The following is a 26572-nucleotide window of genomic DNA, read 5'->3' as shown; positions in this document are numbered from 1 at the left end:
AGGATGTTCAGCTGCTGAACTGCTGTATCGTGAAACAAGATTTTCCTGTAAGCCGAACTTTCTCTTCTCATTTAAAAAATAATTGGTGATAATGATTCTCATTCCGTGTTATACTACTCTTGGACATCTTAACCATAGAAACTACCAACAGGAGAGACTGGAACATATGAAAAAAACACTGATTATTCTTACAGTTTTACTTCTTTCTGTCTTAACGGCTGCTTGCTCGTCTTCAAGCGGCAATCAAAACAGTAAAGACCATAAAGTGGCGGTAACACATGATTTAGGGAAGACAAATGTACCTGAGCATCCGGAGCGGGTTGTTGTTCTTGAGCTAGGTTTTATTGATACACTGCTTGATCTCGGCATTACGCCTGTCGGGGTTGCCGATGACAACAAAGCGAAGCAGCTGATCAACAAGGATGTGCTGAAGAAAATTGACGGCTACACATCTGTCGGCACTCGCTCACAGCCAAGCATGGAAAAAATCGCTTCATTAAAACCCGATTTAATTATTGCTGACACGACCCGGCATAAGAAGGTGTACGATCAGCTGAAAAAAATAGCGCCGACGATTGCACTTAATAATTTAAATGCTGATTATCAGGACACAATTGACGCTTCGCTTACGATTGCAAAAGCAGTCGGCAAGGAGAAGGAAATGGAGAAAAAGCTGACGGCGCATGAAGAAAAGCTTAGCGAGACAAAGCAGAAAATCAGCGCGAACAGCCAGTCCGTGCTTTTGATCGGAAATACAAATGATACCATTATGGCCAGGGATGAAAACTTCTTTACATCGAGACTTTTAACACAGGTCGGCTATCGATATGCAATCAGTACGTCAGGCAATAGCGATTCAAGCAATGGCGGCGACTCTGTGAATATGAAAATGACACTGGAGCAGCTGCTGAAAACAGATCCGGATGTGATCATCCTGATGACAGGAAAAACAGATGACCTCGACGCCGACGGTAAACGCCCGATCGAAAAGAATGTCCTTTGGAAAAAACTGAAGGCAGTGAAAAACGGGCATGTATACCACGTGGACCGTGCGGTGTGGTCTCTGCGCCGCAGTGTAGACGGGGCGAATGCCATTTTGGACGAGCTTCAAAAAGAGATGCCGGCTGCTCAGAAATAAAAGAAAAGACAGGCAAACGCCTGTCTTTTTCTTATTTGATAAAGCCGGATAAGTGGCTGTTGATATTATAGTCTTTTATCAGCCATTTTTCTTCTGCAAATTCAATGTTGCTGAGGCAGGCGTTGACGAGACGGGTGCTTTGAAGCTCCGGGTCACCGCCGGATATTTCTGTCAGCAGGGCGTGAATTGCCGCACCGTGCGCCACGATCAGCACCTTCTTGTTTGGATACGCCTGGTTCACTTTTGCCAAACCGCCCATCAGCCTGTCAGTGAGTTCTTCTAAGGTTTCCATATTCGGATAGATGTTATCTGGATAGCGCTTTGTCCGTTCCTCCAGCGGCATGCCCTCCGCGTCGCCGTAATCGCGTTCCTTAAAATCATCCATCTCGACTATCGGAAGATGCAGATATTCATTAATAATTTCCGCGGTTCTTTTCGCTCTTTTCAGCGGGCTCGTCACAATAATATCCCAAGAAAAGTCCTTTACATATTCTCCGGTTTCTCTTGCTTGGCGTTCACCTGTTGCGTTTAGCGGGATATCGGTTTTGCCTTGGCATTTTTGCTGCAGGTTCCAATCGGTTTCTCCATGTCTTACTAAACAAACGGCTGTCATAAAATCCCCTTCCTGACTTTATTCATATCGCTATTATACTAAATCGAAAGCGTGTGTCCTATGAAAAAGCCTATGCAAGAACTTCAAATAATAAAGCCAGTCCAATTCCGCCGCCGCTTCCGATGGCTGCAACCACATATTGACAGTCTGTCCGTCTTTTCGCTTCATAAAACAATCTGGTTACCAGAGCTGCACCTGATGCACCGTACGGATGGCCAAGAGCTAATGCGCCGCCGCGCACATTGATTTTTGAAAAGGGAATGCCGAGTTCTTGCGAGCAGACACAAATTTTGACGGCAAAGGCTTCATTGATTTCAAATAAACCGATATCCTCAGGTGTTACATCGTGTGTATGTAAGAGATTACGGATCGCATCAACCGGTGCCGCGGGCGGATAGTTGGGGTGAATCCCGCTGACAGCGCTGCCGATAAACCGGAGAACAGGCTTAAGTCCCAGGGCTGCCGCTTTTTCTTCTTCCATTACCAAAAGAGCCGCTGCTCCGTCTGCTATGCCACTGCTGTTGGCTGCTGTGACTGTTCCGGAGCTGGTGTCGAAAACCGGCTTTGCACGGGGAATAATCGCTTCTATTGGCCGCGTTTTCAAAAATGCTTCGTCCGTCTCCAATTCCCCGAGAGCAACAACTTCTTCACGGTAAAATCCTTCCTCATGCGCGTTCCTGCTGCGTTGATGGCTGAGAAGCGCGTACTCATCCTGCATGCTTCTGCTGATGGAATAGCGTGCAGCCGTATATTCTGCTGCAATGCCCATGTCTGGATCGCCAATCGCATCTGGAGAAAAGCGGGCCCGTTCTGAAAAAGGGGATTGGCTGCTGCTTTCTGAGCCGCCCGCGATATACATCGTGCCGGCTCCCGCTTGAATAAGGCTGCAGGCATAGCGCACAGCTTCAAGGCCTGAGCCGCACTGTCTGTCAATTGTCATTCCGGGAACCGATAAAGGCAGTCCGGCTTGAAGGGCTGACAGTCTGGCCAGGTTGCCGCCTCTGCCAGTAGCGTTTCCGAGAATGACCTCGTCAACTTGATCCTCTAGCTTTCGGCTGAGACAGCGGATGATGGGAGCCGCCAAATCCTCCGGCAGGAAGGGCTTCAGCAGTCCGTTTTGATTTCCAAAGATCGTTCGTTTTGCATCAACAATAACCGCATTCATTTATACTGTATACTCTCTTCCAGCCATTTTTTCACTCTGGAACGGGCAATTTTTCCGCTGCTCGTTTCCGGCAAGCTGTCTGCAAACACCCATTTTTTCGGAATTTTATAGGAGGCTAATTTCTGTTTACACCAGGCTTTAAGTGTTCTGGCATTAGCGTTTCCAAGAATGACAGCTACAGCGATTTCTCCCCAATACTCGTCGGGAATGCCAACGACAGCCGCGCTTTCAACCTCTGGGCAGGCGAGAAGCACACGTTCAATTTCTTCTGGGAAAATATTTAATCCTCCGTACACGATCATCCCGTTTTCTCTTCCTGATATGTATAGAAAGCCCTCTTCATCAACGTAGCCCATATCATCCACTGTCATCCATTCATCTGGTGTGCTGCCGTTCACATAGCCGGAAAACCGCATCGGGCTTTTGACAAATATTTTTCCGACTTCCCCTGGCTGACAGCGCTCTCCTCCAGCGTTGCGGATTTCGATCCGGACATTATGAAAAGGGCGGCCCGCTGAATGCGGCTTCCGTGGCTGTCTTCCGGTGAAGAAAACGTCACAAAACTAAGCTCTGATGTGCCGTAAAAATCGTACAGCTTGAGATGAGGCCATGCAGCGGCAAGCTTCTCCTTGGATTCTGCCGGCCAGTCTGCGCCGGATGAGATGATTTTGACGGGACTGTCGGGAAAACCCTCAATCCTTGTGAGGGCGTCTGTCATCGTCGGTACGGTATAGAGAACACTGATGGATTCACGGCACAGCCATTCCTTCGCTTTGGCAGGAGAAAACTTTTTCAGCAAACAAACGGTTCCTCCGAGAAACAAAGTGCTGACTGCCCCGTATAAGAAGTGAGAGGACATTAACGTCCCGGGAATCAATACCGTGTCATTTGATGAAATCGAAAAATCTGTTTCTGTACAGGTAAAGCTCTCTATCCATGAGCGGTGAGATCGCGTAAAGGCCTTCGGTTTTCCTGTCGAGCCCGACGTAAATCCCATATAAAAAGGGTGCTCCGGATCAATGGTAGGCAAGGGATCAGCGGTTGCTTCAGAAATATCTGCCATACAGTTATCCAGCAAAACAACAGGTGTCTGGCTATCTGTCAGTTTGTTTTTGAAAAAGGCTAAAGTAACCACAAGATCCGCATTGCTTATGGACAGCCGCTCCTTACATTCAGCCGGGCTCCAGCGTGTGTCGATGGGAATGGCTGTGCATCCAGCCGCTGCGGCTCCGGCAAACAGCTGTAAAAACGCCAGACTATTTGGGAGCAGGATCGCCACACGATTCGGCATGCTCGGCTGTGACCGCAGCCAATTTGCGGTTTGAGAGACAAGCCGATCCCAATCATGGTACGTGATTTGCTCCGATTCAGTCTGGATCGCTACACGGCCGGGCGATGTTTCGGCAGTAGATGAATAGGTATGAGTAATTGTCATGTAGTGTCATCCTCCTTTTGTAAACATCGTATCAGAAAGAGACAAGGCTTGAGTGATTTTTATCGCCAGAAATGCAGATACAGCCGCTTTTATCAAATCACCAGGCACATATGCAAGGCTCATGAAGGCGGCCTGTGACAAATCAATATGCATGATAAAAGCTTGTACCGGTATACCAAGCAGATAAATAAAGATGATGCCGAATACGATATGAGTGAAAAAGAGACGCAATACTGTCACCTTCCGCAGCCTGTTAGCGGCTAAACTGATCAGCCATGAAGCGAGGGGATAAGCAATCAAAAAGCCTGCGCTCGGTCCGAAAAACACACCAAAACCGCCTCGTCCGCCGGGCAACAGCGGCGCTCCGAAGGCGACGAGCAGCAAAAAGACAAGCTGGCTTAAGAAAGCAGACTTTGGCCTGAGGATGCTGCCTGCCAACATGACACCAAGCGTTTGCAATGTAATCGGAACAGGTGTAAAGGATAAGAAGAGAGGGGGCATAAAGCCGAGCACTGCCATCAGCGCGGTGAAAATAGCAATATGCATCATGTCGATTAATTTCAGCATGTGAAATCCTCCAAACAGTAATCAAATATGGTTATACAATAAATGCAGGTAATTATTATGTCAACTGATTTTTAATTTAAGTTTACATAATGAACGCAAAAAAACCGGCCGTATCGCAGACCGGTTTTTGATGGTTATTCTTCTGTCAGGATGACAAGCGAATCAACGGAAGCGGCCACATGGGAAACGGCGCGGCTGACTTCCTGAAGTCCTCCAAGAAATGCTTGCAGATCGACGTCGATTTTGCCTGATTGCTCTTTGCTGATTTTCATGCTGTGGACGATTTCATCGAATAAGCGGTTAATTTGCGTCATTTTTTCTTTACTTTCGCTGACTAGCTCATTCACGTCTTTGATATGCTTGGATACAATGTTGATTTGTGTATTCGTATTGTTCACAAGCTCAGAAACAGTAGAGACGGTTTTTTTCGTATCCTCAGAAAGCTTCCGCACTTCATTTGCCACGACAGCAAAGCCTTTGCCGTGTTCTCCGGCGCGGGCGGATTCAATAGATGCATTGAGCGAGAGAAGGTTTGTTTGTTCAGCTATGCCTGTGACGATGCCGAAGATTTTTTCAATTTGCTGCGCGATTTCATCCAGCTTGACCATTTCTTTTTCGATTTGGACAAGGCTTGTGTCAATTTTGTTCATCTGTTTTTGCTGGACTTCTAGCTCTTTTTTTCCGCCGATCGACTTTTCTTCAACAGTGCTGGATGTTACAGTGCCGGCTTTGGATGCTTGAGAAATGCCTTCAGATTTGTCCACAAGCTCTTGAACTGATCTGCTTGTTTCTGAAAACAGATTGGCAATCGATCCAGAGGTTTCTTGAATTTTCTGATGAAGAAGGTTTTTCTTTTCTTCTTGTTCATCACGGGTTTGGTTGTACTCGCTTTGAAACGCTTCAAGGACAAGCTGCTGTTCTAAGTTCAAGATTTTTGTTGTTGCTTTAATGGCTTTTAGCAGTTCTTGCTGATTTGAAATGGACGCTTCATAAATGTCAATCATTGACAAAAGAAGCTCTTGAAACGCACCCATATACCATTTTGGCAAAAGGCCGATTCTTAAATGGATGGAGGCGATTCGGTTACGCTTTTCAATGAATTCATCATCGATAACGCCTGCAAACATTTCCTGAATATGCCGTTTTAACGTTTGTTTTAAGCGGTCAACTGAGCTGTGATCATTAATGATATCCATCAATGAGCTTTCATGGTCAAGGTTTTTATAAAACGCATCAACGATATTTACGATATTTTCTTGAATGAGTGGCTGAAGCTGCTCTAACACGTAAAGCTCAGCATCTCCCAACCTGACCATTTTGAGCTGTTTTTTGACATCTGCATGTTTGTTTGTGAGCTGAATGCGGTTTTTTTGCTGTCCGTTTGAATCTGAAAAGTAAGCTGTTTCTTGTTTTCTGTCTCTTTTAAATAACAATACAATGATCCCCCTTGGGAAAAATATAATTTTTACTTTTTGGCTTTTTAAGCCTTTTACTTTTTTATCGGCCAAGGGAAACATGAATGAAGCTGCAGATGAAAAATATTTGAAAACCGTTCATTAAAATGAACGGTTTAATCGAGATCTATTTGTTTTAATGGTTTAATGGCCGGGCCCTCTACAACTTCGCCAGATGGCTTAAAGCGTGATCCGTGGCACGGACAATCCCACGTATGCTCACTGTCGTTCCACTCGACCTCGCAGCCTAAATGGGTACAAGTCGTATCAACGAGATGGAGGCAGCCTGTCTCATCCCGAAATGCTCCCGCTCGCCTGCCGTTTATGGTGACGGCTTTCCCTTCTCCTGGCGAAATGTCTTCAAATTGGACATCTGGCCTCTCAAGCTTTCCTTTAATCAAATGCTTGGCGACATCGGCATTGTAGGAAATCACTTTCTGCAAGCCGGGATTCAGATGGAAACGGGACGGCGTGAAAATGCTTTCGTATGGATTGTCTTTTTTCTCCACAAGGTCTGACAATAAAGTGGCTGCGACAGCTGATGACGTCATGCCCCATTTTTTGAACCCGGTCGCTACTAGAATATTGTCCTCATTTTCCGACATCGGCCCGATAAACGGGATTTTGTCGATCGTCACTAGATCTTGTGTGGACCAATAATATGGAATGCTTTCGATGCCGATGGAGCTTTCGGCCAGTTGTCTCAGTGTTTCATAATGTGTAGACATGGCTTTTCCCTGGCCTGTTTTATGGCTTACTCCGCTGAAGAGAATCAGCTTTTCACCGTTTACAACCGTATAGCGGAGCGCCACTGACGGCTGATCGATACTCAAATACATGCCCTCGGGATACTCGATCTTCGGCTTGATGGCAAGGACATAAGATCTGTCGGAGTACATTCTCGCAGCATATAATCCGCCTCCGTCATAAAAAGGGAAGTGGGAACAGCATATGATAAAGCGGCTCTTAATGGCGTGCCGGCTTTTTGTTACCACTTCGGGCCTTTCGCCTTTTTTGATATCAAGCGCAACGGTCTCTTCATAAATTCGGCCGCCTTTTTGAACAATTTGCTCCAGAAGCGCTTTTAAGTATTGAAGCGGATGAAATTGAGCTTGATTCTTCATGACAAGCGCCAGCTTAGAACCTAAGGGAATTGGAAGATCCTTGATAAGGTCTCTTTCAATTCCGAGCTTTGTGTATGCCTCATGCTCGGTGCGGATTTTTTGAACAGCGTTTTCATTTGCCGTATAAAGATATGCGTCTTGCTCGATCCATTCACAATCAATTTGATGTTCATCCACAATGCCTTTTATGTAATCAATTGCGTTTTGGTTTGCTTCATAATAAAGCCTCGCATGGTTTAATCCGAAATGGCGGATAAATTCGTCGTATATCATGTCATGCTGTGCGGTAACTTTAGCAGTTGTATGTGCAGTGGTTCCGTTAAGAACCTGATTTGCTTCAATCAAAACGACACGGAAGCCTCTCTTCGTAAGTTCATATGCCGTTGTGATTCCCGTAATCCCGCCTCCGATAATGGTGACGTCACATTCAGTGTCCTCTTGAAGCGCAGGAAAAGAAGGCAGGTCAGTTGATGTTTTCCAGTATGTTTCAGGTGCTTCCTTTGCAAAATGTTGATTAGCCAAGCCGTTATACCTCCAATCAGATTTATTCTTAATTTTTCCATATTCTATCTTTTCATACATAGGAAGCAGGCATTGTTCATAACATAATAAGGTTGAAAAGGAGTGATTTCATTGGCGAATCAAAAAAAGAAAACATTACCGCCTCAGCACCAGAACCAGCAGCCTGGTTTTGAATATCTGATGGACCCGCGTCCGGTTTTTGATAAGCCGAAGAAAGCGAAAAAATTAGAGGGCAAAACCGCTATTATTACTGGAGGAGACAGCGGGATTGGACGCGCTGTCTCGGTGTTATTCGCAAAAGAAGGGGCTAATGTGGTCATTGTGTATTTGAATGAACATCAGGACGCCGAGGAAACAAAGCAGTATGTAGAAAAGGAAGGGGTAAAATGCCTGCTGATTGCAGGAGATGTCGGGGATGAAGCGTTTTGCAATGATGTGGTCGGGCAGGCAAGCCAAGTGTTTCCATCCATTGATATATTGGTTAACAATGCAGCTGAGCAGCATGTCCAGCCCAGCATTGAAAAAATCACCAGCCACCAGCTGATGAGAACCTTCCAAACAAACATTTTTTCCATGTTTTACTTAACAAAGGCAGTGCTGCCTCATTTAAAAAAAGGGAGCTCTATTATTAATACCGCTTCAATTACCGCCTATAAAGGCAATAAAACGCTGATCGATTATTCAGCGACAAAAGGCGCGATTGTTACGTTTACAAGGTCCCTTTCCCAGTCGCTTGTTCAGCAGGGCATACGGGTCAATGCAGTGGCACCGGGTCCCATTTGGACACCGCTTATCCCGGCCAGCTTTGCCGCAAAAGACGTGGAAGTGTTTGGTTCAGACGTGCCGATGGAACGCCCGGGACAGCCGGTCGAAGTGGCGCCAAGCTATCTATACCTTGCCAGCGACGATTCCACATACGTCACAGGGCAGACGATTCATGTCAATGGTGGAACAATTGTGAACGGATAATAAAAAGCCAATCCTTGAAGGATTGGCTTATTCGCTCTGCTTGAGCGCTGCATATTCTTTAGAGAGCGTAAGAAACGCATCTTTATCTTTTTCGTCCAAGGCTTTGTTAATTTGGTCCGTCAGCATGGCAAGCCGACGGTTATACAAGGATTCATCGAGCACCATTTGAATGTAAATATCCGTCATTGTGACATCGAATTCTTTTGTTTTTTGCGTGTTGCGGGACTTCATGAGCTCAGTGTACGATTTTTTCTCTTTCATAAAGAATCCCCCCAATGCCTTTTTTATAGTATATGGATAACGGTCGAAAAAATCAATAAATTTTTATAATTTTTAGACAACTAATACTTGGCAATCTATCGACATATCCTGCAAAATGCCGTAAACCGGCAAATCTTATGAAAGTAAAATCGGTTTATTACTAGTCATTTAGTACTATTAAATATCATTAAAAGATGATTTTATCTTAAATGTTAAAAAAACCTGTCGTTTTACAAAAACAGATGATAGATTATTAGTATAAATTTTGCAGAAAAAGGATGGAGGCCATAATATGAGTCAGAAAACAGACGCACCTTTAGAATCGTATGAAGTGAACGGCGCAACAATTGCCGTGCTGCCAGAAGAAATAGACGGCAAAATCTGTTCCAGAATTATTGAAAAAGATTGCGTGTTTTATGTCAACATGAAGCCGCTGCAAATTGTCGACAGAAGCTGCCGATTTTTTGGATCAAGCTATGCGGGAAGAAAAGCAGGAACTTATGAAGTGACAAAAATTTCACACAAGCCGCCGATCATGGTGGACCCTTCGAACCAAATCTTTTTATTCCCTACACTTTCTTCGACAAGACCCCAATGCGGCTGGATTTCCCATGTGCATGTAAAAGAATTCAAAGCGACTGAATTTGACGATACGGAAGTGACGTTTTCAAATGGGAAAACGATGGAGCTGCCGATCTCTTATAATTCGTTCGAGAACCAGGTATACCGAACAGCGTGGCTCAGAACCAAATTCCAAGACAGAATCGACCACCGCGTTCCGAAAAGACAGGAATTTATGCTGTACCCGAAAGAAGAGCGGACGAAGATGATTTATGATTTTATTTTGCGTGAGCTCGGAGAACGGTATTAGAAAAATAGGAAGGAGCTGACCGAACAGGGCAGCTCCTTTCATAAAGCTATGCCGTTGAATTCCTCCGGTGATGCCATATACCTGAGATGTCACATAGCTTGAATTCTCTGAAGCTAGAAATACATAAACATCGGCCAATTCCACTGGCTGCCCAGCGCGATTTAATGGAGCTGGCGGCGTGCCTTGTCCGAATTTCGGGATGTTTTCCGTCGGCTGTCCGCCGGAAATTTGCAGCGGTGTCCAAATTGGTCCGGGTGCAACTGAATTTACTCTGATGCCTTTGGAAGCAAGCTGTTTTCCCAGTCCAACGGTAAAGCCGATAATGGCGTTTTTTGTTGCTGCGTAATCTAACAACATCGGGCTTGGATTATAGCCTTCAACTGAGGTAGTTGTGATAATTGAAGCTCCCTCCGGCAAATACGGAAGCGCCGCTTTTACAACCCAGTAAAGGGAAAAGACGTTCACTTCAAATGTTTTATAGATTTGTTCAGTAGGCAGATCTTCGATGTTTTCGACCGCTTGCTGTTTGCCTGCAACGAGCGCTAGCACATCAAGTCCGCCGAGTTCGTGATGCGACTGTTTGACTAGATCTTGGCAAAAGGATTCGTCGCTCAAATCTCCGGGGATCAGCACTGCTTTTCGGCCTTCTGCTTCAATCAGCTCTTTTACCTCTTCAGCATCTGGCTGTTCCTCGGGCAAGTAGTTAATGGCCACATCGGCACCTTCTCTGGCGTAAGCAATCGCGGCAGCGCGGCCGATACCGGAATCGCCGCCCGTGACAAGCGCTTTTCGACCCGTTAGTTTACCTGATCCTTTGTAGCTTTTTTCTCCGCAATCAGGGACAGGCTTCATGTTCTTTTGCAGGCCTGGCGGCTCTTGATATTGTTCAGGAAATTCATCATGAAAAAATGCTTTTATAGGATTCGTAAGATTTGAATCAGACATCATCAACGCTCCTTTTCTGTTTGGTGTACATTCGTATGTGTACCCCTGAGCATAAGCAGAAAAACATGTTTTGGCAGTTTGAATAGTGAAGGAAAAAGAAAACAAGAAAAAACAAAGACTTCTTCCATATTTATCTTGTCAAATAAGACTATATGAATTATGATAAATTCGAGCTATAAATCAACTAAATATTGGGTGTTGGGGGAGTGAATCGTCATGAAAAAAGCGGCCGCGGTTTTGCTGTCACTCGGTCTCGTTTTCGGTTTTTCATACGGAGCTGACCATGTGGCGGAAGCCAAAACAAAGGTGAAGGTCTATAAGAACTGCAAGGAGTTAAACAAAGTATACAAAGGCGGAGTGGCTCGCACTTCGAAGGCGAAAAACAAAGGCGGAAAAACAAAGTACAAGCCTTACGTTTCTAAGGCGCTTTACGATGCCAATAAAAAGAAAGACCGCGATAAAGATCTTATCGCCTGTGAACGGTAAATAAGAAAAAGCAATCTGGTGTCCAGATTGCTTTTTCTATTGCTTAAGCCGCCTGATCGGCCGCAGCGCTTTTCGCCTTCCTTGTCATAAGGCTGACTGCCATCATGACCGAGATATTCAAAAGCAGGGCAACGATGCCTACATTCAAGTCTTTTGCGGCTTGCGGCAGCGCCGGAAATAAAGTGCCGATCGTCGTTTCCGTCATTGTAATATAAGTAACTGCTCCGACACCTGCAATAATGCCGGCGAAGGCTCCTTGCTTTGTCACCATATTATGCTTGAACAGGCTGAACAAAAGGGCGGGGAATAGCTGTGTGACAAGGCTGTAGCCCATCAAAAGCAACGTAACGATGGTATTCCCGCCTTTGATGGTAAAATACACCGAAATCAACGCAATCACCGGCACTAAAAACTTAGCAAGAGCCGATACCTGTTGTTCTGTCGTGCGGGGCGCAATTACCTTGTACACATTTTTTGCAAACAGCGTGGAGGCGGACATTAAGATCATAGACCCTGGCACAAGTGCTGTCAGCAGTCCGGCAGCACCGATAATTCCGACAAACCAAGGGTCAAATGCTTGCAGAGACAGTCTCAAAAGCGATAGATCCCCGTCTGCGCCTTTCAGATCTGGAACTTGCAGGATAGCCGCGAAGCCGACGAAAAGGACGAAGAGCAGGACCAGCTGGTACAAAGGCATGATGATGGCGTTTTTACGAAAGACTTTTGGGTTTTCGGCTGAATACGAAGCGGAAAACGTGTGAGGCCACATGTAAAACCCGAGCGCTGTCAAGAGTACGGTTGAACTGAACCAGGCCACACTTTGTCCCGATTCGGGGAGCGTAAGAAAGCCAGGCTTTGCCGTTTCAATCTGCTGAAACATGTCTTGAAATCCGCCGTAGTAATGAATTGGCAAATACACACCTAAAAACAGAACGACAACCAGAATCATGATGTCCTTCACAACCGATATCCAGGCAGACCCGTGAATGCCTGAAACCATAACATAAACCGTGATGGAAACAGCGCCGATCCAGATGGCGGCGGTCGGGGTGATTTTGCCGTACGAGGTTTCCGATACAATCAGCCCGAGGCCTTTCAGCTGCAGCACAAGATAGGGAATGAGTGCGGCGATGCCGACCAGTGAAACGAGAATGCCAAGCAGCGGACTGTTGTATTTTTTTGTGAAAAAATCAGACTGCGACATTAGTTTATGCTGTTTCGCGTACGTCCAAACTGCTGGAAGAAGCCAGTAAGAAAGGATGTAGGCCAGACATCCGTAGGCGATGATATAAAAGGCTGGACCGCCCTTTCCGTAGGCCCAGCCGCTGCCGCCGAGAAACGTAAAAGTAGTATAAATTTCGCCTGCCATCAAAAGGAAGACGAACACAGTTCCGAAGCCGCGCCCTCCAACCGTCCACTGCTCCAGGTTCATGTCTTTTCCTTTTTGGGCGCGTATACCGAGAAAAATACTCAAGAGCAGGACACCGAAAATGATGATGAGAGCTGTGTTCATTCTGCTTCCTCCTTTTTATTTTCCTTGTCGAGGACATACACAATCGCCATCAGCGCAGAGGTCAAAAGAGCCCACATCACAATATAGGCAAGAATAAACGGCATGCCGAACACATAGGGGGTCACCTTATTTGCAAAAGGGATGCCGAGTAAGATTCCGATAAAGGGCAAAGCGGCAAGAACGTGAATCAGTTTCATAGAATCCTCCTTCTATTTAGGAATGGGGTGTACAAGCAAAAGCGTACTGAAAATGATGTCGCAGATATGGCAGCACATGTCACTTTTTAGGGTGAAAGGCTGTGGTTCGAATTATAAATAAATTTATTTTGTTTGTATAGTGTGAATTGTCTGAAATTAATGCTCTGAATCGCCCGAAGAGGGAACGGGCAGTATGATTCAAAAGGCTCGGAGTCTGTCCGGGGCAAATAGATAGTATGTTAATAATTCGCTGACCTGCTCACGGATTCGCGGATTAAAATAGCGATGGTTTTCTTCATAACCGTCGATGACAAATGTATAGAGCGTAAAGGCCTCATCGCGTTCCGTCTCGCGGATTGCAATTTTTCTTTTCCTCAGTTCTTTTCTGACCTCCATCAAATCCTTTTGTGCTATTTTTAATGATTCGCCGATAAGCTGTTTATAAGGATGCTTCAATTTTAAAGTGCTTTCTTCAATTCCGGCGAGATCACGGTTAAAAATCGTAATGGCCATGGGCAAAAAGAGAGCCCGTTCAATTAAATCGTATATTTCCTCCTGCAGATTTGGCATATTGACTCCTTCTTTCTAAGGGAACGTTTGTTCTATTTGTATTCTATATCGGCTGGTGAAATGTTTCAAGACAGAAAAAATCACCAAAACTTTTTAGTTTTCTGCTGATAATGTGTAGAATAAGGATAGACAAACCCGGTAAGGAGTATAAATGTTGGAGCATTTTTTATCCTATTTGACACAAGAACATTTAACTGAATTATTTCAAAGCTATAGGGCTTTCGGTCCGCTCATTGCTGTGCTGCTGCCTTTAATTGAAGCATTTCTCCCGTTTTTGCCGCTGATCGTGTTTGTGGTGGCGAATACGAACTCGTTTGGCTTGTGGGAAGGATTCATCCTGTCTTGGGCGGGATCAACTGCTGGTTCCATTCTCGTATTTTTGATTGTCCGTCAATACGGACAGAGAAAATTGCTTGGATTTATCCGCAGTCATCCGTCTGTAAGAAAGCTGATGTTATGGGTGGAAAGACACGGCTTCGGTCCCATGTTTCTTCTGCTTTGTTTTCCATTTACACCGTCAGCCGCGGTGAATGTTGTTGCCGGTTTGTCAAGGATCGGAACGCGGCCGTTTATTTTGGCGGCAGCCTCGGGGAAGCTTGTCATGATTTTTATGATCAGCTTCATCGGATATGATCTGCACGCGCTGATTACACAGCCGATTCGAACGGTCATCGCCGTATTGGTGATCACTGTCTTATGGTATGTCGGCAAAAAGGTGGAGCGGTATCTGCATGTAAGAGCCAGTCAGCGTGAGCATGATGGAGGGAGACAGTAACATGAAAAAACGGTTTTGGTTTCTTGCCGGTGTAGTGTCCGTTGTTCTCGCCATTCAGGTTAAAAATGCTGTCTTTATTGATTACAAGGTAGAAGGCGTCAGTATGAACCCGACCTTCCAGGAAGGAAACGAATTGTTGGTCAATAAATTTTCGCATCGATTTAAAACCATCCATCGTTTTGACATCGTCCTTTTTAAAGGCCCTGATCATAAAGTGCTGATTAAACGGGTAATCGGCTTGCCCGGTGAAACGATCAAATATAAAGATGATCAGCTGTATGTGAACGGAAAGCAGGTTGCTGAGCCATTTTTGAAGCATTTGAAATCTGTTTCTGCCGGCAGCCATGTAACGGGTGATTTTTCTTTGAAAGATGTGACGGGAACAAGCAAGGTGCCGAAAGGAAAATATTTTGTCGTTGGAGATAATCGCATATACAGCTTCGACAGCCGGCATTTTGGTCCGATAAGAGAAAAAAATATTGTCGGTGTGATTTCTGATGCCGAATAAAAAGACGCTAATGGAAGAGGCGTCTTTTTGTATGCCGTTTGGAAAAATGTGTTGAAGAAAAATTTGTAAGGAGCTATAATCAAAATTGTTACTATCGTAACAAAATTTATATATTTTTTTGATTGGAGGGCCGTTTTTATTGGTTTTTGTTCGTTTTTCATGAAACAAAAGGAGTGGTGAATGATGAAATATGAAGCAGTGATTATAGGAGGAGGACCGGTTGGATTTATGCTGGCTTCTGAGCTTGCGATGGCCGGAGTGGGAACATGTGTGATTGAACGGCTTGAAAAACCTGTTCCGCATTCCAAGGCGTTGACGCTGCATCCCCGAACGCTGGAGCTCCTTGAGATGAGAGGGATTTTAGAGCGGTTCGTATCCAAGGGAAGCAAGATACCTTCCGGACATTTTTCAATGCTGGATACCCGTCTGGATTTTTCAGGCTTGGATACGAGCTGTCCTTACACGCTTTTGCTCCCGCAGTCCAAAACAGAAAAGCTGCTTGAAGATCATGCACGAAGGCTGGGAACAGAGGTGTTTCGGGGTGCAGAGGCGCTGTCGGTTACGCAAAACGGGGAAGCGGTCCAAACGATTTTTAAGGATCGGGACGGCAGTGTACGGACGATCACAAGCAAGTTTGCCGTTGGGGCAGATGGCGCCGGGAGTACCGTCCGGAAACAGGCAAAAATTGAGTTTCCGGGAACAGACAGCACTGTCACCGCTGCGCTTGGGGATGTGGTGCTCCTTTCTCCGCCGCCGTCAGGCGTGCTGTCCCTTTGCACAAAAGAGGGCGGTGTTATGATTGTTCCGTTATCTTCAGACCGATACCGTGTCGTTGTGATCAGTCCTTATCGCACACAAATGCCGAAAGATGTGCCTGTGACTGAGGAAGAGCTGAGAGCTGATCTCCTGCGAATTTGCGGAACTGACTTTGGTTTAACCGACCCTTCGTGGATGTCGCGGTTCGGGAATGCCGCGCGCCAAGCGAAACGGTATCGGGACGGCAGAATCTTTCTTGCGGGTGATGCCGCGCATATTCATTTTCCAGCGGGCGGGCAAGGGCTGAATGTCGGCCTTCAGGATGCAATGAACCTTGGGTGGAAACTGGCGGCGTCCATCAAAGGCTCTGCGCCTTCATGGCTTTTGGACAGCTACCATGACGAGCGGCACCCGGCAGCTGAAGGGCTCCTCAGAAACACGGAGGCACAGACAAAGCTGATCGATTTCACTCAAGCAGGCCTCCATTTGCGAAGCATGATGTCGGAGCTGCTGGCCTTCCCTGATGTGAATCGATATGTAGCAGGGCAAATTTCTGCACTCGATGTCAGATATGAAGCTGATCGTACCATGCCGCCGAATCGTTTGAATGGGGCAAGGCTCCCTGACATGAAGCTGATTCTTTCCGACGGCAATTCGGAACGGCTGTACAGCTTTCTCCAAAACGGGACATTCGTTTTGCTGTCATTGAGGCAGGAAGCTGATGATCATATCGAAGTGAAAGGCTTACGTACGGTAACCGCCTCGCTTGCAGAACCGAATGAAAAGTTGCGGGATGTGCATACCATATTGATTCGTCCCGATGGACATGTAGCCTGGGCGGTGGATGCATCAGCGCCCGATTGTTCCGAGGTGATTCAAAAAGGGATCAGCCGCTGGTTTTCCGTCACCAGCCGAGTATAATTCAATTCGATTGTTTCATCTGTAACAAAACGGTATGATAGAAGAAACAATCGAATGAAAAAGGATGGAAAACCCGATGAACACAGATCATACGAAACGCAATCTTTTTGAATTGTATGCGGAGCTCATTCATCAACAGGAGAAATGGGAGGGGCTTATTAAAGCCTTTTTATCTGACGAATTGAGGAAGCTGGATGTAGAGCACGGGAGTAAATCTCAATTGACGATGACAGAAATTCATGTTCTATCCTGTGTCGGGGACAATGAACCAATTAATGTCACGTCGATAGCAGAAAAAATGAATACGACAAAAGCGACTGTATCACGCATCAGCACAAAATTGCTCGGCGCAGGCTTCCTTCACAGAACACAGCTCAGCGATAATAAAAAGGAGGTCTACTTCCGATTGACGCCTGCTGGAAAAAAGCTGCACAGTTTGCACAAATATTATCATCAGAAGGCTGAACAGCGTTTTCTGTCATTTTTTGACCGCTATACCGAGGAAGAGATTCTTTTTGCGGAACGGCTGTTTCGGGATCTGGTGACAAAATGGTATCCGTCGTCAGAAGAAATTGAAGGGGGGCTTCCTAGCATTTTTAAATAAAAAAACACGCACTGCGGTGCGTGTTTTTCACGTTTCTTCTTTCTTTTTCAAGATTGTAACGTAAATCAGATTTCCTCCGACTAAAATCATAAGCGGCAGTCCAGGGGAGCCGGATGTCACCAAATTATAAATCAGCCAGATTCCTAAACATATTCCATAATATAAGTGCATTGCCTTCTCGGGATTGTCGCGCAGCAAACTTCCTTTAATAATCTTTTTCATCATATCGCCCCTATAAATTTTAGGATTTCCCTTTAGTTTACATGCATCTTCGGTTCATCTCAAAATTTGCTCTTTGGCTTTTGATGCTCTCAAAATATTTCGAGGGAATTTTAGAATTATTTTTTTACAGATATGTTTTCTGATAGCTCTGCCCACTTCTATCATCTACTATCTCCCTTGCTAAAACACTGTTTTCTCCATATAAACAAGGAAAGACCTTCTGTAGCAAGCCACCTATTTAGTCCTTTTATTTCCTCTTGGGAGGAATGTCTCACTTTCTATTTCGGCTAATACTCCCATAGAATCAACAAATGTAATACTTGTTTCATTTTCACGCATAAGAATTTTCGTACCCCCACTTAATAGACCCTGTCATTTCTCAGCTAAGTCTGTTGTTAACTTGCCAATATCTTCTGCAGAGATGCCGTACCATCCAACAATTCGTTATGAATCAACCTATTCTGAAATTGGTCAGAGATCTCTAGAATACCCAAGTAACTTGTGATTTTACTTTCTAATAATTGGAACCACTGATCTTTTTCACTCAATGTATCTTCTATATATATAAATTTGTACATGTATTTACCTCAATTCATTCATTTGTTTTATTTTTATTTGAAAAGTAAAAAGAGGACATTAAGTCCTCTTCTTACTTACGATATGTCTATTAGTATCTTTCATTTACACGTGTTTTTGATGCTTTGTTTTCAAATGAAATAGGGTCTTCTGTTTTAGTTCTCCTAATCTTTACAGAAATACCTACTAGAATGACCGCCATAGTTGTAAATATTCCCATGGTTAATAAGATCGTATCCTGATTTAAACTCCATCCAATTAAGAAAGAGATGATCGCTCCTCCGAAACTTGCCGAAGCAATAAATAAACTTGTAACTTCGTCAACGTACTTCTGAATAATGATTGATGCTAGTGTTAAAGCAATGGGAAATATGCCCGCTATACTTAGGCCAATCAAAAATGTACCGCCCAATTGAAGTATTGGGTTACTTATATAAGAGAAAGCAATCAACAAAACAATTAAACAACTACAGCTAAAAAGGAGGTATTTAGAAAAATCAAGCCTTCTACTTACGAAACCAATCAATATTCTTCCTATGATGATCCCTACCCAGAAAAAGGAGACACTTATAAGACTAATTTGTTCATTGTCTTGGTTTATCATGATTGAAGGTAAAAAGTTGGCAAAATTTGTTTCGATTCCAGCATATAGGAAAGCAAAAAATACAAAAAAGCCTAATTGCTTTGATTTTTTTCTATCTCCTATAAAGTATTGAAATGCTCCTCCGTCTGGAAAGGTCACTTGTTGGTTAGCATTCTTAGCGTACTTTCGGTTCTTGGACAAGAAAATTAACCACCCTACGAATAGGACGAATAAAAAGGTGAATATACAGTAATACGGTAAAAACCAGTTATTGATATCTATGAAGGAATTAATTAATAATGGGAAAGATAAAGCGCCTAATCCAAAGAGAACTTCCAGCTTACTCATTTTTTCTGCATTACTTTCGAAATTAGCAATAACAAATGAACCAACTGTCGTTTCTAATGTGCCTGCCCCATATCCTAAGAGAAAAGCCATTACAACAATATAATACCAATCCTTAGTTAGAAAAAAGATACTTAACGCTACAAGCATTATTGTCAAAGCTAAAGTAAGTGTCCTAAAATGACTGTATTTCTTAATCATTAACGGTGCGATTAATACTCCGCTTAGAAATCCGGTAAACTGAAAGAAGATTATGACCGAAATATCATCTGTTGTCTTGTTAAAAGCCTCTAATAGAAATGGTGTCAAACTCCCTGTTGATATATGGATAATACCTACTGTAAAAAAGAAAGCATATCCGAATAAATATGTCCCTCTTAACATTCATTACACCCCTATATGAAAAAGCAGGAAAGTAAATTCCTGCTTTTTTAGTAACTTCTCTCTTTGAAATACTAGTTGACTGCTGAAACAGACATTGGTTGAGAGTTGCTGTCTTTCTCAAAGAACATTTCTAACACTTCCTGAGATCTAAAACCATCACTAAAAGAAGGGATCTCAACCCAATCATTCTGAGTTGATGCAATCCAATTGATTAACTCGCTTCTAAAAGAATCAGCCCATCCATAAAACTCGTTTGGCGGATCGTTTAATAGGCTTTGCGGTACTGGGCAGTCTACCACGTTCAAGCCATCTATGAGCTTGTAAACGTGAGGATTACCTGTGTGGTATTTAAACTCTTTTTTGTGTCCAACTACCTCAATGCTAAAACCACAGTCTTCAGGTGCAGAACATTTTGATGTGATGATATTTACAAATACCTTGTTCTTCAGCTGGCCATAAATTTCTGCATAGTCATCTACTAGTACCTGTTTATCCTCTTTTGTTTTTACATTTGTGTTCATCTTTGCCCTTACTGATTCTGTGATGAAATCACTCTCAAACAAATACCATACCATGTCGATAAGGTGAATACCCAGATCCCCCAATGAACCACTCGTCTTCTTACTGTTAGCGTCATCTCTCCAAGTAAATTTCTTGCGTCTAAGTGCACTATTTTTCTTGAAGTGTACTTTTATGGACAGGATGTTACCTAGTTCATTATTGATAATTAAGCTTTTTAAGATATTTACGTAAGATAAATATCTATAATTAAATCCCATACTGGCTCTTACGCTCAACCTTTCAGCGGTATCTTTCATTATGCTTGCTTCTTCAAGAGAAATAGCCATAGGCTTTTCACACAATACATGCTTATGTTTTCCTAATGCTTGCAAAGCATGTTCTTTATGGCAAAAGTTTGGTGATGCTACAATTAAACCTTCTGAGGCATCAATTAGTTCATCTGCGTTTTCAAATGACTTCCCGCCGAAAGTTTTCACAAAGCTTTCTGCATTTTGTTGATTTATGTCATATACCCCTACTAACTCTGCATTTTTTATTGTAGATAAAGCAGTTGCATGCGCTCTTGCAATACCACCTGCACCTATGATGCCGATCTTCTTCATTTTAATTTCCTCCTCATGATCCAATTAATTTTTTTAAGGTATTAGTAATTCCTTTTGAGTACTCACTATCAGTTATAAGGTTGTGCAAGTTTTTGGCTTCCTGTGTTGCATTTTTTAGCAGATATCCATTCCCTACTGTCTGTAACATACGAACATCATTTCCACTATCCCCAAATGCGATAGCTCTTTCGGTATTTAGGTTGTATTTCTCTAACATAAACGTTACAATTTCATTCTTTCCTGTCCCTATGGGGATAAAATCTACATCATAGCTGTCTTCTGGATCGCCTGCTAAGGGATTACACCGATTTATATTTACTGAAACGCCATATTCCTCGCAGATTTTTTCAATTGCTAATAGGTTTTTCTTGTCGTTTATTTCATCTTGTTCCTGATAGTAGAAGTTATGCTTATACCGTGACTTTCCTAATTGAGTTTGAGGATTCAAAAGAATGTTATGATTTTCATGCAGCTGTTTCACAAGTTTTTCAACCTTTTCTTTACTAAACCCTTCATTTATGCGACTGTTCCACTTGTTATCTTGCTGACCGAAGTTATGCTCTGAAAAGTACGTAATTTCAGTTCCAAGATCACTAGCTATAAAATGCGGAAAATATCTAAATTTTCCTCGTCCCATTTTATCGATAATAGATTCTATACTGCTCCCTGTAACCCATCCGATTATTAGTTCCCCATCTTTACTTTTTTGTTCTAGATAGTCTTCGAGTTCATAAATGTCTTGTTGTTTTTGTTCGTCGATTGTATGCGGAAAATACGTTTCATCAAAATCACAAAAAACAATATACTGAGGATGTTCAACCGTGGATAACGTTTTATACTCCGATTTCTTGCTTAATAACATGAAACAGTCCCTCCATTACTCTGTCTTGTTCTTCTAAAGTAAATGACGGATATAAAGGCAAATGCAGTACCTGACTATGAGCCTTTTCCGTATGAACCAATGGGAGTCCTGCATACTTGTCCTGTACTAAAGGAGTTTTTTGCATATGAGACAGTATTGGATAATATACATCTGTTTGAACACCAAAATCTTCATTTAATTTAGTCATGATATCTGCTCTATCTTCTGTTCTCACCTTAATAGGAAACAGATGCCATACATGATCTTCACTTAATTCTGGTAATTCAATAAAGCCTTTATTCTGCAACTCTGCTAATTGGGTAATGTATCTATCCGCCAAGAACAGTCTTTTGAAGTTGTTTAATGAAAGGTACTTCATTCTCTCTAAACCAATTGCTGCCTGTAAATTGTCCATTTTTGAATTAAATCCAAAATTGATGACTTTCTTATTTTTTACATTTACTTCAAAACCATGATAACTAAATTGAATGCATTTTTTAGCGAGTTCTTCATTATCAGTTGCTATTGCCCCAGCCTTGCCACATACACCAAAATTCTTATAGGGATTAAAACTTAATGTAGTGATGTCTGCATACTTTCCTAAGTCTGTCAGTCCAATTCCTTGGCAGGCATCTTCAATTACTTTTAATTTATAACGATTTGCGATTTGACGGATATGCTGCATGTCTGAATGTTTTCCGTATAAATGCACAGGTAGAATAAACTTTGTATAAGAAGTTATTGCTTCTTCAATTTTGTCAGGATCGATGCAGAATGTTTGTGGGTTAATATCTACATAGATAGGAACGCCTCCCAAAGCTAACACAGCATTTTCAGTAGCTGAAAAGCTATTAGCCGGCATGATAACTTCATCCCCTGGGTTTAACCCTAAAGCCAATAAACCTATCATAATAGCATCGGTTCCACTGCTGGTTGCAATTACATACCTTTTATGTAAATATGTAGATAAAACTTTTTCGAATTGCTCTAAATAGGGACCACTCGTAAATTTTCCAGTTGGCAAAACTTCAGTTAATGTATTTAAGATATCTTCCACTTCATCATTGGTTATTAATCTGTCTACAGGCAAAAAAGGGACTTTACTGATTTCACGATTTTTTTGATAGTTGAAAAGATCATGTTCAATATCTATCTTTTCCTTTAATACTTGTTTCCACCGCTCGTTTACAATACTGTCTTCAATAACAAGTTCTTTTCCTTGTACGTCACCTTTTAAGTGTTTTAATAGTGACATGTTTTCTTTGCTTTTACCTGAAATCTTAACCTGTTTTTGCATGAACAGTACCTCCAATGATTTTATAATCTAAAAATTTATTACAAATTTATCCTAATTTCTGAAATCGGTAACATGTCAACAACTTTTTTAAGGAAGGGAAAATATGCCTACAATTGATGAAATAGCAAAATTATGCAATGTGTCTAAAACCACAGTGTCAAGAGTATTGAATAATCATCCGTATGTGTCGAAAGAAAAAAGAGATATGATCTTAAAGGCAATTAACGAACTTGACTACACTCCCAATTATTTAGCTCGGAATTTTAGGAGAAATAAGACACAAACGATAGCTTTATCGGTTCCGAGTATTGACCATCCATTTTTTGCTCAATTAATAAAAGGGGTCTCACATGAAGCACTGTTTAAGAATTACAAGGTAATTGTATTTCAGACCTTTTATGACAAACAGACAGAGCTAGAATTGTTAGAGTTATTGAAGCATAAAGAAGTGGATGGTATTATTCTTGGAACTTTAGAAAATGAATGGGATCAGATATCCCCTTTCTTAAAGTATGGTCCTATCTTATTATGTAATGAATATCATCACTCAGCGGACATAACGATAATTGGGTATGATGAATTTGAAGCTACATACATGGGGGTAGTACATTTAATTGAAAGAGGGCATAAAAAAATTGGGTTTTGTTTTGATACTCCATATAGCGAAGCTCAATGTCAGAGGAAAGAGGGTTATTTGAAAGCTTTACAAGATTACGATTTACATCATAGAAGCGAATGGATATTCGGCGAAATGTTTAATATCGAGGATGGCTTTCGTGTTTTTCATAAGATAAAGGATCTAAAGGACAGACCCTCAGCAATATTTACAGGAAATGATCAAGTCGCCGCAGGGATTATTAAACAGGCGATGAAAAATGGCTTTAAAGTTCCAGAAGACTTAGCTGTAATTGGTTTTGACAACCAATTGATCTGCCAAGTCGTTACTCCGACCATAACAACAATTGATATCCCCGTAATAGAATTAGGTCAACAGGCTGTGTTGAAAATCATCGAGTCCATTTCGGGTAATGCCACTTTAAACAGAAGAATTATTAAACTGCCAACAAAGCTTATTATAAGAGAATCAACGTAACGATAGATTTCCCTTTATCATTTTATATCTTTATATAAGAAAAAGAGGTTATTCATTTTAACCTCTTTTTCAATCGTAAGTCGTCAATTATTTCTTTCATTTCACCCTCTGGCAGCATTCACTTCAAACCTGATCCATTAACAACGAAATATCCGCTTATATTTCCTCATCTCGATGGTTTGCGAATTAAAAGTTCTTGAACCCTTTTTTCAACTAGGCACTACTGCCGCTGATTGAGCTCTTTTTGTCTTTTTTTTCACCATGAAGATGGTGAAGCAGGCGATAAAACGGCGGCAGCAGGGAAATAACCAGAATGACGCGAATGACCTGAACCGCAACGACAAAGGTGGAATCAGCATGTAAGGTAACTGACGTCGTCGCCATCTCTGCAATCCCGCCGGGCGCAAATGCCAGTACAGAAGTGATGAGCGAAATTCCTGTCAGCTCGGAAACGATCACGGCGCTCAAAAACATTGCTGCGATTAAACCGACGGACGAGACAAACCCGACGATGATAATACGGGTGACGCCGGCAAACATGCTTTTGTACATCTTAGAGCCGATCGTTGCCCCGAGAAATACTTGTGATACATGGTTAGCTTGTGACGGCCACCATGCCATCATGTCGTGCCCTGTCACCGCAGCTCCGCCAACATGTACAATTGCTACACCGAGCATGCTGCCGAGCAGCCATGGAGCTGGAAATTTTAAAAATTTCGCAGCTTTGCAAGCTCCCCAGGCAGCGAGAATAAGAATGACGGTCCACAAAACGGGAGCGAGCCTAAAATCTGTCGTTGCAGAAGAAATTGTCTCTGTTGCGGCACTTGCGGTACGATCTTGTTTTGTATAGATCAGAATGACTAAAAACGGAATGGAAAGCACCACGAGCAGCACACGCATCATTTGAACGAGGCTGACTATAGCGGTATTGGCGCCTACTTCCTGTGCGATGCTCGGCATGGCGGAAAGTCCGCCGGGAGCGGTGCCGACAAAGCTAGTCATCATATCCGTTTTGCTGAAACGCCAAAGCACATATCCTGACAGCATGGCCAGCAGGATAGACAATATCAGCATAACGCCGACTGAAAACCAATGGTCTTTGAGAACAGAGAGAACGGATAAATTCAGCTTTTGGCCCAATTCGATGCCGAGGATCATCTGCCCGAGGGCGAGCCATCGCCGGTTAATTCCTTTTTGGTCTGGTGCCATCATCAGCCATGCCGGCCGTATCATGGCGAGGCAGCAGGCGACAATCAGTGTTCCGATCATCCATCCAATTGATATTCCGGTTAATGAAAGAATAAACCCCCCGGCTGCACTGATTGCGATAAACCATAGATCTTTGAGGAGATTTTCGTCTTTCTTCAATGTAAAACCCTTCTTCCTTTTTCACGTAACACTCCAATTGTTCACGTAGTGAATGTATTTATTACTATAGTATATTTTTGTTGATAAAGAAATTATGAATTATTTTCTATAAGCGATTCACTTTTCTTATGACCTTGTGTTCGAGCTTTTTTATTGTGTAAGTCAGAGATAAACCCGCTGCCAGCAGACACACGGCGAGAGCGTAAAAAATCACTTCTCCGCCAAATGATGTCAGGATCAGCCCGCCTGCCAGCGGTCCGATTGAGCGGGATATATCCCAATGCAGACCATAGACAGCATAAAACCGGCCCAGCAAATGAGGCGGCGCCAATTTCGATATGAAGGTCTGGATGTGGGTTAGCCCGATGCTTTCGCCAACCGTCATTACCGCTGCCGTCACTAAAAGCATTGTCAGGGAGGTTGAGCATGCAAAACCGGCAGCCGCAAGGGAGTAGCAAATATAAGTAATGAAAAGGATCGTTTTCATTGAAAGCTTTTCGGTCCCTTTGACAAGAGGAACTTGGAGAACAAAGCTGAATAAAGCTTTTGCCGCCGAGTAGATCGTCAGTATTGACAGATAATCAGAAAACATGTTTTTGCTGAAGAGCCTGTATGTTGTTTCTGTTTGTGCATATAACATGCTTATGGGGAGAGAAAGCAGCAAAAGAAGCAGGACAGGCCTGTATATCATAAAGCTCGCAGATATTTTCGGGGTAACAGCTGGGTGTAGCGGCTTTGTCTCAGGCAGTTTCAGTGCAGCGATCAGAAAGTAGATAAACAATGCCGCAGCATCTAATGCGAATATCCACACGGGGTTATGATTGTAAAGAAGCATCCCCACTAGCGGCCCTGCCGTCAGACCCGCCGAATAGATCGCATTGATGACCGCAAACACTTCCGAACGTCTGCTTTCCGGCGTGCTTTCAGCGATTTGGGCGCGGGAAGCGGGAATGTACAACGATCTTCCGATGCCATTCATGACATAGAGAATAGCGAAAACATACGCATGCGCAGCAAATACAAACCCTGTCATTGCCGCTGATTGAAGAAGCAATGCGGTCAAAATCGCTGTGCGCCGCCCAAGCCGGTCCGCCGCCTTTCCTGCAGCGAGCGTCAGGAAAATATCAGCAAATGGCTGAAGGCTGATGATCAGCATTGGCATCATGATACTGCCGTTTAATTGTTCATGCAGATACAGCACCATAAAAGGTCCCATCATTGCACCTGTCAGGCTTGTCAGCAATTCGCCGAAAAAGCGGAGCCGAACGGAAGCGGTATATCTCGATTTTATAGAGTGAAAACTGGTCAACATGTGATCGCCGCC

At 43.2% G+C, this 26572-nt stretch carries 25 protein-coding genes and 3 pseudogenes; 9 read left to right on the top strand and 19 right to left on the bottom strand.

What is annotated here, in order from left to right:
- The first annotated feature begins 166 nt into the window (after positions 1-166).
- Positions 167-1138, top strand: a complete 972-nt coding sequence (locus M1D94_RS15695) for an ABC transporter substrate-binding protein (protein WP_038829144.1) — start codon at positions 167-169, stop codon at positions 1136-1138.
- A 31-nt stretch (positions 1139-1169) separates the two neighbouring features.
- Here the strand turns inward: M1D94_RS15695 and phoE are convergent, their stop codons facing one another.
- From phoE to M1D94_RS15660, 7 genes and pseudogenes are all read right to left on the bottom strand, one after another.
- Positions 1170-1751: a phosphatase PhoE gene (phoE, locus tag M1D94_RS15690; RefSeq protein WP_032725340.1), complete on the bottom strand. Its 582-nt coding sequence runs from the start codon at positions 1749-1751 to the stop codon at positions 1170-1172.
- Between the two features lie 70 nt (positions 1752-1821).
- Positions 1822-2916, bottom strand: a complete 1095-nt coding sequence (locus tag M1D94_RS15685; RefSeq protein ID WP_264239727.1) for an acetyl-CoA C-acyltransferase — start codon at positions 2914-2916, stop codon at positions 1822-1824.
- Positions 2913-4351 (bottom strand): annotated as a pseudogene (locus tag M1D94_RS15680) (acyl-CoA synthetase). The gene M1D94_RS15685 and the pseudogene M1D94_RS15680 overlap by 4 nt, the downstream one beginning before the upstream one ends.
- Positions 4352-4357: 6 nt before the next feature.
- Positions 4358-4918, bottom strand: coding sequence for a biotin transporter BioY (locus M1D94_RS15675; protein ID WP_003233151.1), 561 nt, complete (start codon positions 4916-4918; stop codon positions 4358-4360).
- A 134-nt stretch (positions 4919-5052) separates the two neighbouring features.
- A complete protein-coding gene (locus M1D94_RS15670) occupies positions 5053-5850 on the bottom strand; it encodes a methyl-accepting chemotaxis protein (RefSeq protein ID WP_396125290.1) in 798 nt (265 codons plus the stop codon).
- Positions 5851-5856: 6 nt separating this feature from the next.
- Positions 5857-6234: pseudogene (gene hemAT, locus M1D94_RS15665) on the bottom strand (heme-based aerotactic transducer HemAT); the annotation flags it as partial.
- A gap of 254 nt (positions 6235-6488) precedes the next feature.
- Positions 6489-8018, bottom strand: coding sequence for an FAD-dependent oxidoreductase (locus M1D94_RS15660; protein ID WP_163135586.1), 1530 nt, complete (start codon positions 8016-8018; stop codon positions 6489-6491).
- Positions 8019-8129: 111 nt separating this feature from the next.
- Between M1D94_RS15660 and M1D94_RS15655 the strand changes: the two genes are divergently transcribed.
- Positions 8130-8987, top strand: coding sequence for an SDR family oxidoreductase (locus tag M1D94_RS15655; protein WP_021479616.1), 858 nt, complete (start codon positions 8130-8132; stop codon positions 8985-8987).
- Between the two features lie 27 nt (positions 8988-9014).
- Here the strand turns inward: M1D94_RS15655 and M1D94_RS15650 are convergent, their stop codons facing one another.
- A complete protein-coding gene (locus M1D94_RS15650) occupies positions 9015-9248 on the bottom strand; it encodes an IDEAL domain-containing protein (protein ID WP_003233142.1) in 234 nt (77 codons plus the stop codon).
- Between the two features lie 292 nt (positions 9249-9540).
- Here M1D94_RS15650 and comK point away from each other — a divergent pair, with 292 nt between their 5' ends.
- Complete coding sequence (comK, locus tag M1D94_RS15645) at positions 9541-10119, top strand: competence transcription factor ComK (protein WP_029317573.1); 579 nt, start codon at positions 9541-9543, stop codon at positions 10117-10119.
- A gap of 57 nt (positions 10120-10176) precedes the next feature.
- On the opposite strand, the pseudogene M1D94_RS15640 reads toward comK, so the two are convergent.
- A pseudogene (locus M1D94_RS15640) lies at positions 10177-11064 on the bottom strand (SDR family oxidoreductase); the annotation flags it as partial.
- A gap of 216 nt (positions 11065-11280) precedes the next feature.
- On the opposite strand from M1D94_RS15640, the gene M1D94_RS15635 reads away from it, so the two are divergent.
- A complete protein-coding gene (locus M1D94_RS15635) occupies positions 11281-11550 on the top strand; it encodes an excalibur calcium-binding domain-containing protein (RefSeq protein WP_038829151.1) in 270 nt (89 codons plus the stop codon).
- Positions 11551-11593: 43 nt separating this feature from the next.
- Here the strand turns inward: M1D94_RS15635 and M1D94_RS15630 are convergent, their stop codons facing one another.
- From M1D94_RS15630 to M1D94_RS15620, 3 genes are all read right to left on the bottom strand, one after another.
- Positions 11594-13063 (bottom strand): sodium:solute symporter family protein, encoded by a 1470-nt coding sequence (locus M1D94_RS15630; protein WP_072175677.1) that lies wholly within the window; start codon positions 13061-13063, stop codon positions 11594-11596.
- Positions 13060-13260 carry a DUF3311 domain-containing protein gene (locus M1D94_RS15625; RefSeq protein ID WP_003224377.1) on the bottom strand — a complete coding sequence of 67 codons (201 nt, stop codon included), beginning with the start codon at positions 13258-13260 and terminating at the stop codon, positions 13060-13062. The genes M1D94_RS15630 and M1D94_RS15625 overlap by 4 nt, the downstream gene beginning before the upstream one ends.
- A 198-nt stretch (positions 13261-13458) precedes the next feature.
- Positions 13459-13830, bottom strand: a complete 372-nt coding sequence (locus M1D94_RS15620) for a hypothetical protein (protein ID WP_064671203.1) — start codon at positions 13828-13830, stop codon at positions 13459-13461.
- 151 nt (positions 13831-13981) lie between these two features.
- On the opposite strand from M1D94_RS15620, the gene M1D94_RS15615 reads away from it, so the two are divergent.
- The 4 genes from M1D94_RS15615 to M1D94_RS15600 all read left to right on the top strand — a co-directional run bounded on the left by M1D94_RS15615 (position 13982) and on the right by M1D94_RS15600 (position 17394).
- Positions 13982-14605, top strand: coding sequence for a TVP38/TMEM64 family protein (locus M1D94_RS15615; protein WP_010886465.1), 624 nt, complete (start codon positions 13982-13984; stop codon positions 14603-14605).
- A 1-nt stretch (position 14606) separates the two neighbouring features.
- The gene (gene lepB, locus M1D94_RS15610) at positions 14607-15113 is read left to right on the top strand and encodes a signal peptidase I (RefSeq protein WP_003233128.1); all 507 of its coding nucleotides are present in this window, start codon (positions 14607-14609) and stop codon (positions 15111-15113) included.
- 180 nt (positions 15114-15293) lie between these two features.
- Positions 15294-16790 carry a monooxygenase gene (locus M1D94_RS15605; protein WP_141949381.1) on the top strand — a complete coding sequence of 499 codons (1497 nt, stop codon included), beginning with the start codon at positions 15294-15296 and terminating at the stop codon, positions 16788-16790.
- 76 nt (positions 16791-16866) lie between these two features.
- Positions 16867-17394: a MarR family transcriptional regulator gene (locus M1D94_RS15600; RefSeq protein WP_003245853.1), complete on the top strand. Its 528-nt coding sequence runs from the start codon at positions 16867-16869 to the stop codon at positions 17392-17394.
- A gap of 27 nt (positions 17395-17421) precedes the next feature.
- Here M1D94_RS15600 and M1D94_RS15595 read toward each other — a convergent pair whose 3' ends face one another.
- From M1D94_RS15595 to ntdA, 5 genes are all read right to left on the bottom strand, one after another.
- The gene (locus M1D94_RS15595) at positions 17422-17619 is read right to left on the bottom strand and encodes a hypothetical protein (protein WP_014479377.1); all 198 of its coding nucleotides are present in this window, start codon (positions 17617-17619) and stop codon (positions 17422-17424) included.
- 664 nt (positions 17620-18283) lie between these two features.
- Complete coding sequence (gene glcP / locus M1D94_RS15590; RefSeq protein ID WP_141949382.1) at positions 18284-19504, bottom strand: glucose/mannose transporter GlcP; 1221 nt, start codon at positions 19502-19504, stop codon at positions 18284-18286.
- Between the two features lie 71 nt (positions 19505-19575).
- Positions 19576-20628 (bottom strand): glucose-6-phosphate 3-dehydrogenase NdtC, encoded by a 1053-nt coding sequence (gene ntdC / locus M1D94_RS15585; RefSeq protein ID WP_141949383.1) that lies wholly within the window; start codon positions 20626-20628, stop codon positions 19576-19578.
- Between the two features lie 13 nt (positions 20629-20641).
- Positions 20642-21490 (bottom strand): kanosamine-6-phosphate phosphatase, encoded by an 849-nt coding sequence (gene ntdB / locus M1D94_RS15580; RefSeq protein WP_029317578.1) that lies wholly within the window; start codon positions 21488-21490, stop codon positions 20642-20644.
- Positions 21462-22787: a 3-dehydro-glucose-6-phosphate--glutamate transaminase gene (gene ntdA, locus M1D94_RS15575; RefSeq protein ID WP_128740187.1), complete on the bottom strand. Its 1326-nt coding sequence runs from the start codon at positions 22785-22787 to the stop codon at positions 21462-21464. Before ntdA ends, ntdB begins: the two co-directional genes overlap by 29 nt.
- 103 nt (positions 22788-22890) lie before the next feature.
- Here ntdA and ntdR point away from each other — a divergent pair, with 103 nt between their 5' ends.
- Complete coding sequence (gene ntdR, locus M1D94_RS15570; protein WP_014479382.1) at positions 22891-23880, top strand: NTD biosynthesis operon transcriptional regulator NtdR; 990 nt, start codon at positions 22891-22893, stop codon at positions 23878-23880.
- A gap of 213 nt (positions 23881-24093) precedes the next feature.
- Here the strand turns inward: ntdR and M1D94_RS15565 are convergent, their stop codons facing one another.
- Both M1D94_RS15565 and M1D94_RS15560 read right to left on the bottom strand, forming a co-directional pair.
- Positions 24094-25248, bottom strand: coding sequence for an AbrB family transcriptional regulator (locus tag M1D94_RS15565; RefSeq protein WP_172850393.1), 1155 nt, complete (start codon positions 25246-25248; stop codon positions 24094-24096).
- Positions 25249-25354: 106 nt separating this feature from the next.
- A complete protein-coding gene (locus M1D94_RS15560; RefSeq protein WP_456270278.1) occupies positions 25355-26560 on the bottom strand; it encodes an MDR family MFS transporter in 1206 nt (401 codons plus the stop codon).
- Between the last annotated feature and the right edge of the window lie 12 nt (positions 26561-26572).

This window comes from Bacillus sp. JZ109, assembly GCF_053903135.1.
The sequence above is the reverse complement of the archived record's forward strand: the minus strand, read 5'-3'. Positions and strand labels throughout refer to the sequence as shown.

Excerpts from the sequence above, each read along its gene's own strand:
- M1D94_RS15695 (WP_038829144.1), top strand. The coding sequence starts at position 167 with ATGAAAAAAACACTGATTATTCTTACAGTTTTACTTCTTTCTGTCTTA.
- phoE (WP_032725340.1), bottom strand. The coding sequence starts at position 1,751 with ATGACAGCCGTTTGTTTAGTAAGACATGGAGAAACCGATTGGAACCTG.
- M1D94_RS15685 (WP_264239727.1), bottom strand. The coding sequence starts at position 2,916 with ATGAATGCGGTTATTGTTGATGCAAAACGAACGATCTTTGGAAATCAA.
- M1D94_RS15675 (WP_003233151.1), bottom strand. The coding sequence starts at position 4,918 with ATGCTGAAATTAATCGACATGATGCATATTGCTATTTTCACCGCGCTG.
- M1D94_RS15650 (WP_003233142.1), bottom strand. The coding sequence starts at position 9,248 with ATGAAAGAGAAAAAATCGTACACTGAGCTCATGAAGTCCCGCAACACG.
- comK (WP_029317573.1), top strand. The coding sequence starts at position 9,541 with ATGAGTCAGAAAACAGACGCACCTTTAGAATCGTATGAAGTGAACGGC.
- M1D94_RS15635 (WP_038829151.1), top strand. The coding sequence starts at position 11,281 with ATGAAAAAAGCGGCCGCGGTTTTGCTGTCACTCGGTCTCGTTTTCGGT.
- M1D94_RS15630 (WP_072175677.1), bottom strand. The coding sequence starts at position 13,063 with ATGAACACAGCTCTCATCATCATTTTCGGTGTCCTGCTCTTGAGTATT.
- M1D94_RS15625 (WP_003224377.1), bottom strand. The coding sequence starts at position 13,260 with ATGAAACTGATTCACGTTCTTGCCGCTTTGCCCTTTATCGGAATCTTA.
- M1D94_RS15620 (WP_064671203.1), bottom strand. The coding sequence starts at position 13,830 with ATGCCAAATCTGCAGGAGGAAATATACGATTTAATTGAACGGGCTCTC.
- M1D94_RS15615 (WP_010886465.1), top strand. The coding sequence starts at position 13,982 with ATGTTGGAGCATTTTTTATCCTATTTGACACAAGAACATTTAACTGAA.
- lepB (WP_003233128.1), top strand. The coding sequence starts at position 14,607 with ATGAAAAAACGGTTTTGGTTTCTTGCCGGTGTAGTGTCCGTTGTTCTC.
- M1D94_RS15605 (WP_141949381.1), top strand. The coding sequence starts at position 15,294 with ATGATGAAATATGAAGCAGTGATTATAGGAGGAGGACCGGTTGGATTT.
- M1D94_RS15600 (WP_003245853.1), top strand. The coding sequence starts at position 16,867 with ATGAACACAGATCATACGAAACGCAATCTTTTTGAATTGTATGCGGAG.
- M1D94_RS15595 (WP_014479377.1), bottom strand. The coding sequence starts at position 17,619 with ATGATGAAAAAGATTATTAAAGGAAGTTTGCTGCGCGACAATCCCGAG.
- glcP (WP_141949382.1), bottom strand. The coding sequence starts at position 19,504 with ATGTTAAGAGGGACATATTTATTCGGATATGCTTTCTTTTTTACAGTA.
- ntdC (WP_141949383.1), bottom strand. The coding sequence starts at position 20,628 with ATGAAGAAGATCGGCATCATAGGTGCAGGTGGTATTGCAAGAGCGCAT.
- ntdB (WP_029317578.1), bottom strand. The coding sequence starts at position 21,490 with ATGTTATTAAGCAAGAAATCGGAGTATAAAACGTTATCCACGGTTGAA.
- ntdA (WP_128740187.1), bottom strand. The coding sequence starts at position 22,787 with ATGCAAAAACAGGTTAAGATTTCAGGTAAAAGCAAAGAAAACATGTCA.
- ntdR (WP_014479382.1), top strand. The coding sequence starts at position 22,891 with ATGCCTACAATTGATGAAATAGCAAAATTATGCAATGTGTCTAAAACC.
- M1D94_RS15560 (WP_456270278.1), bottom strand. The coding sequence starts at position 26,560 with ATGTTGACCAGTTTTCACTCTATAAAATCGAGATATACCGCTTCCGTT.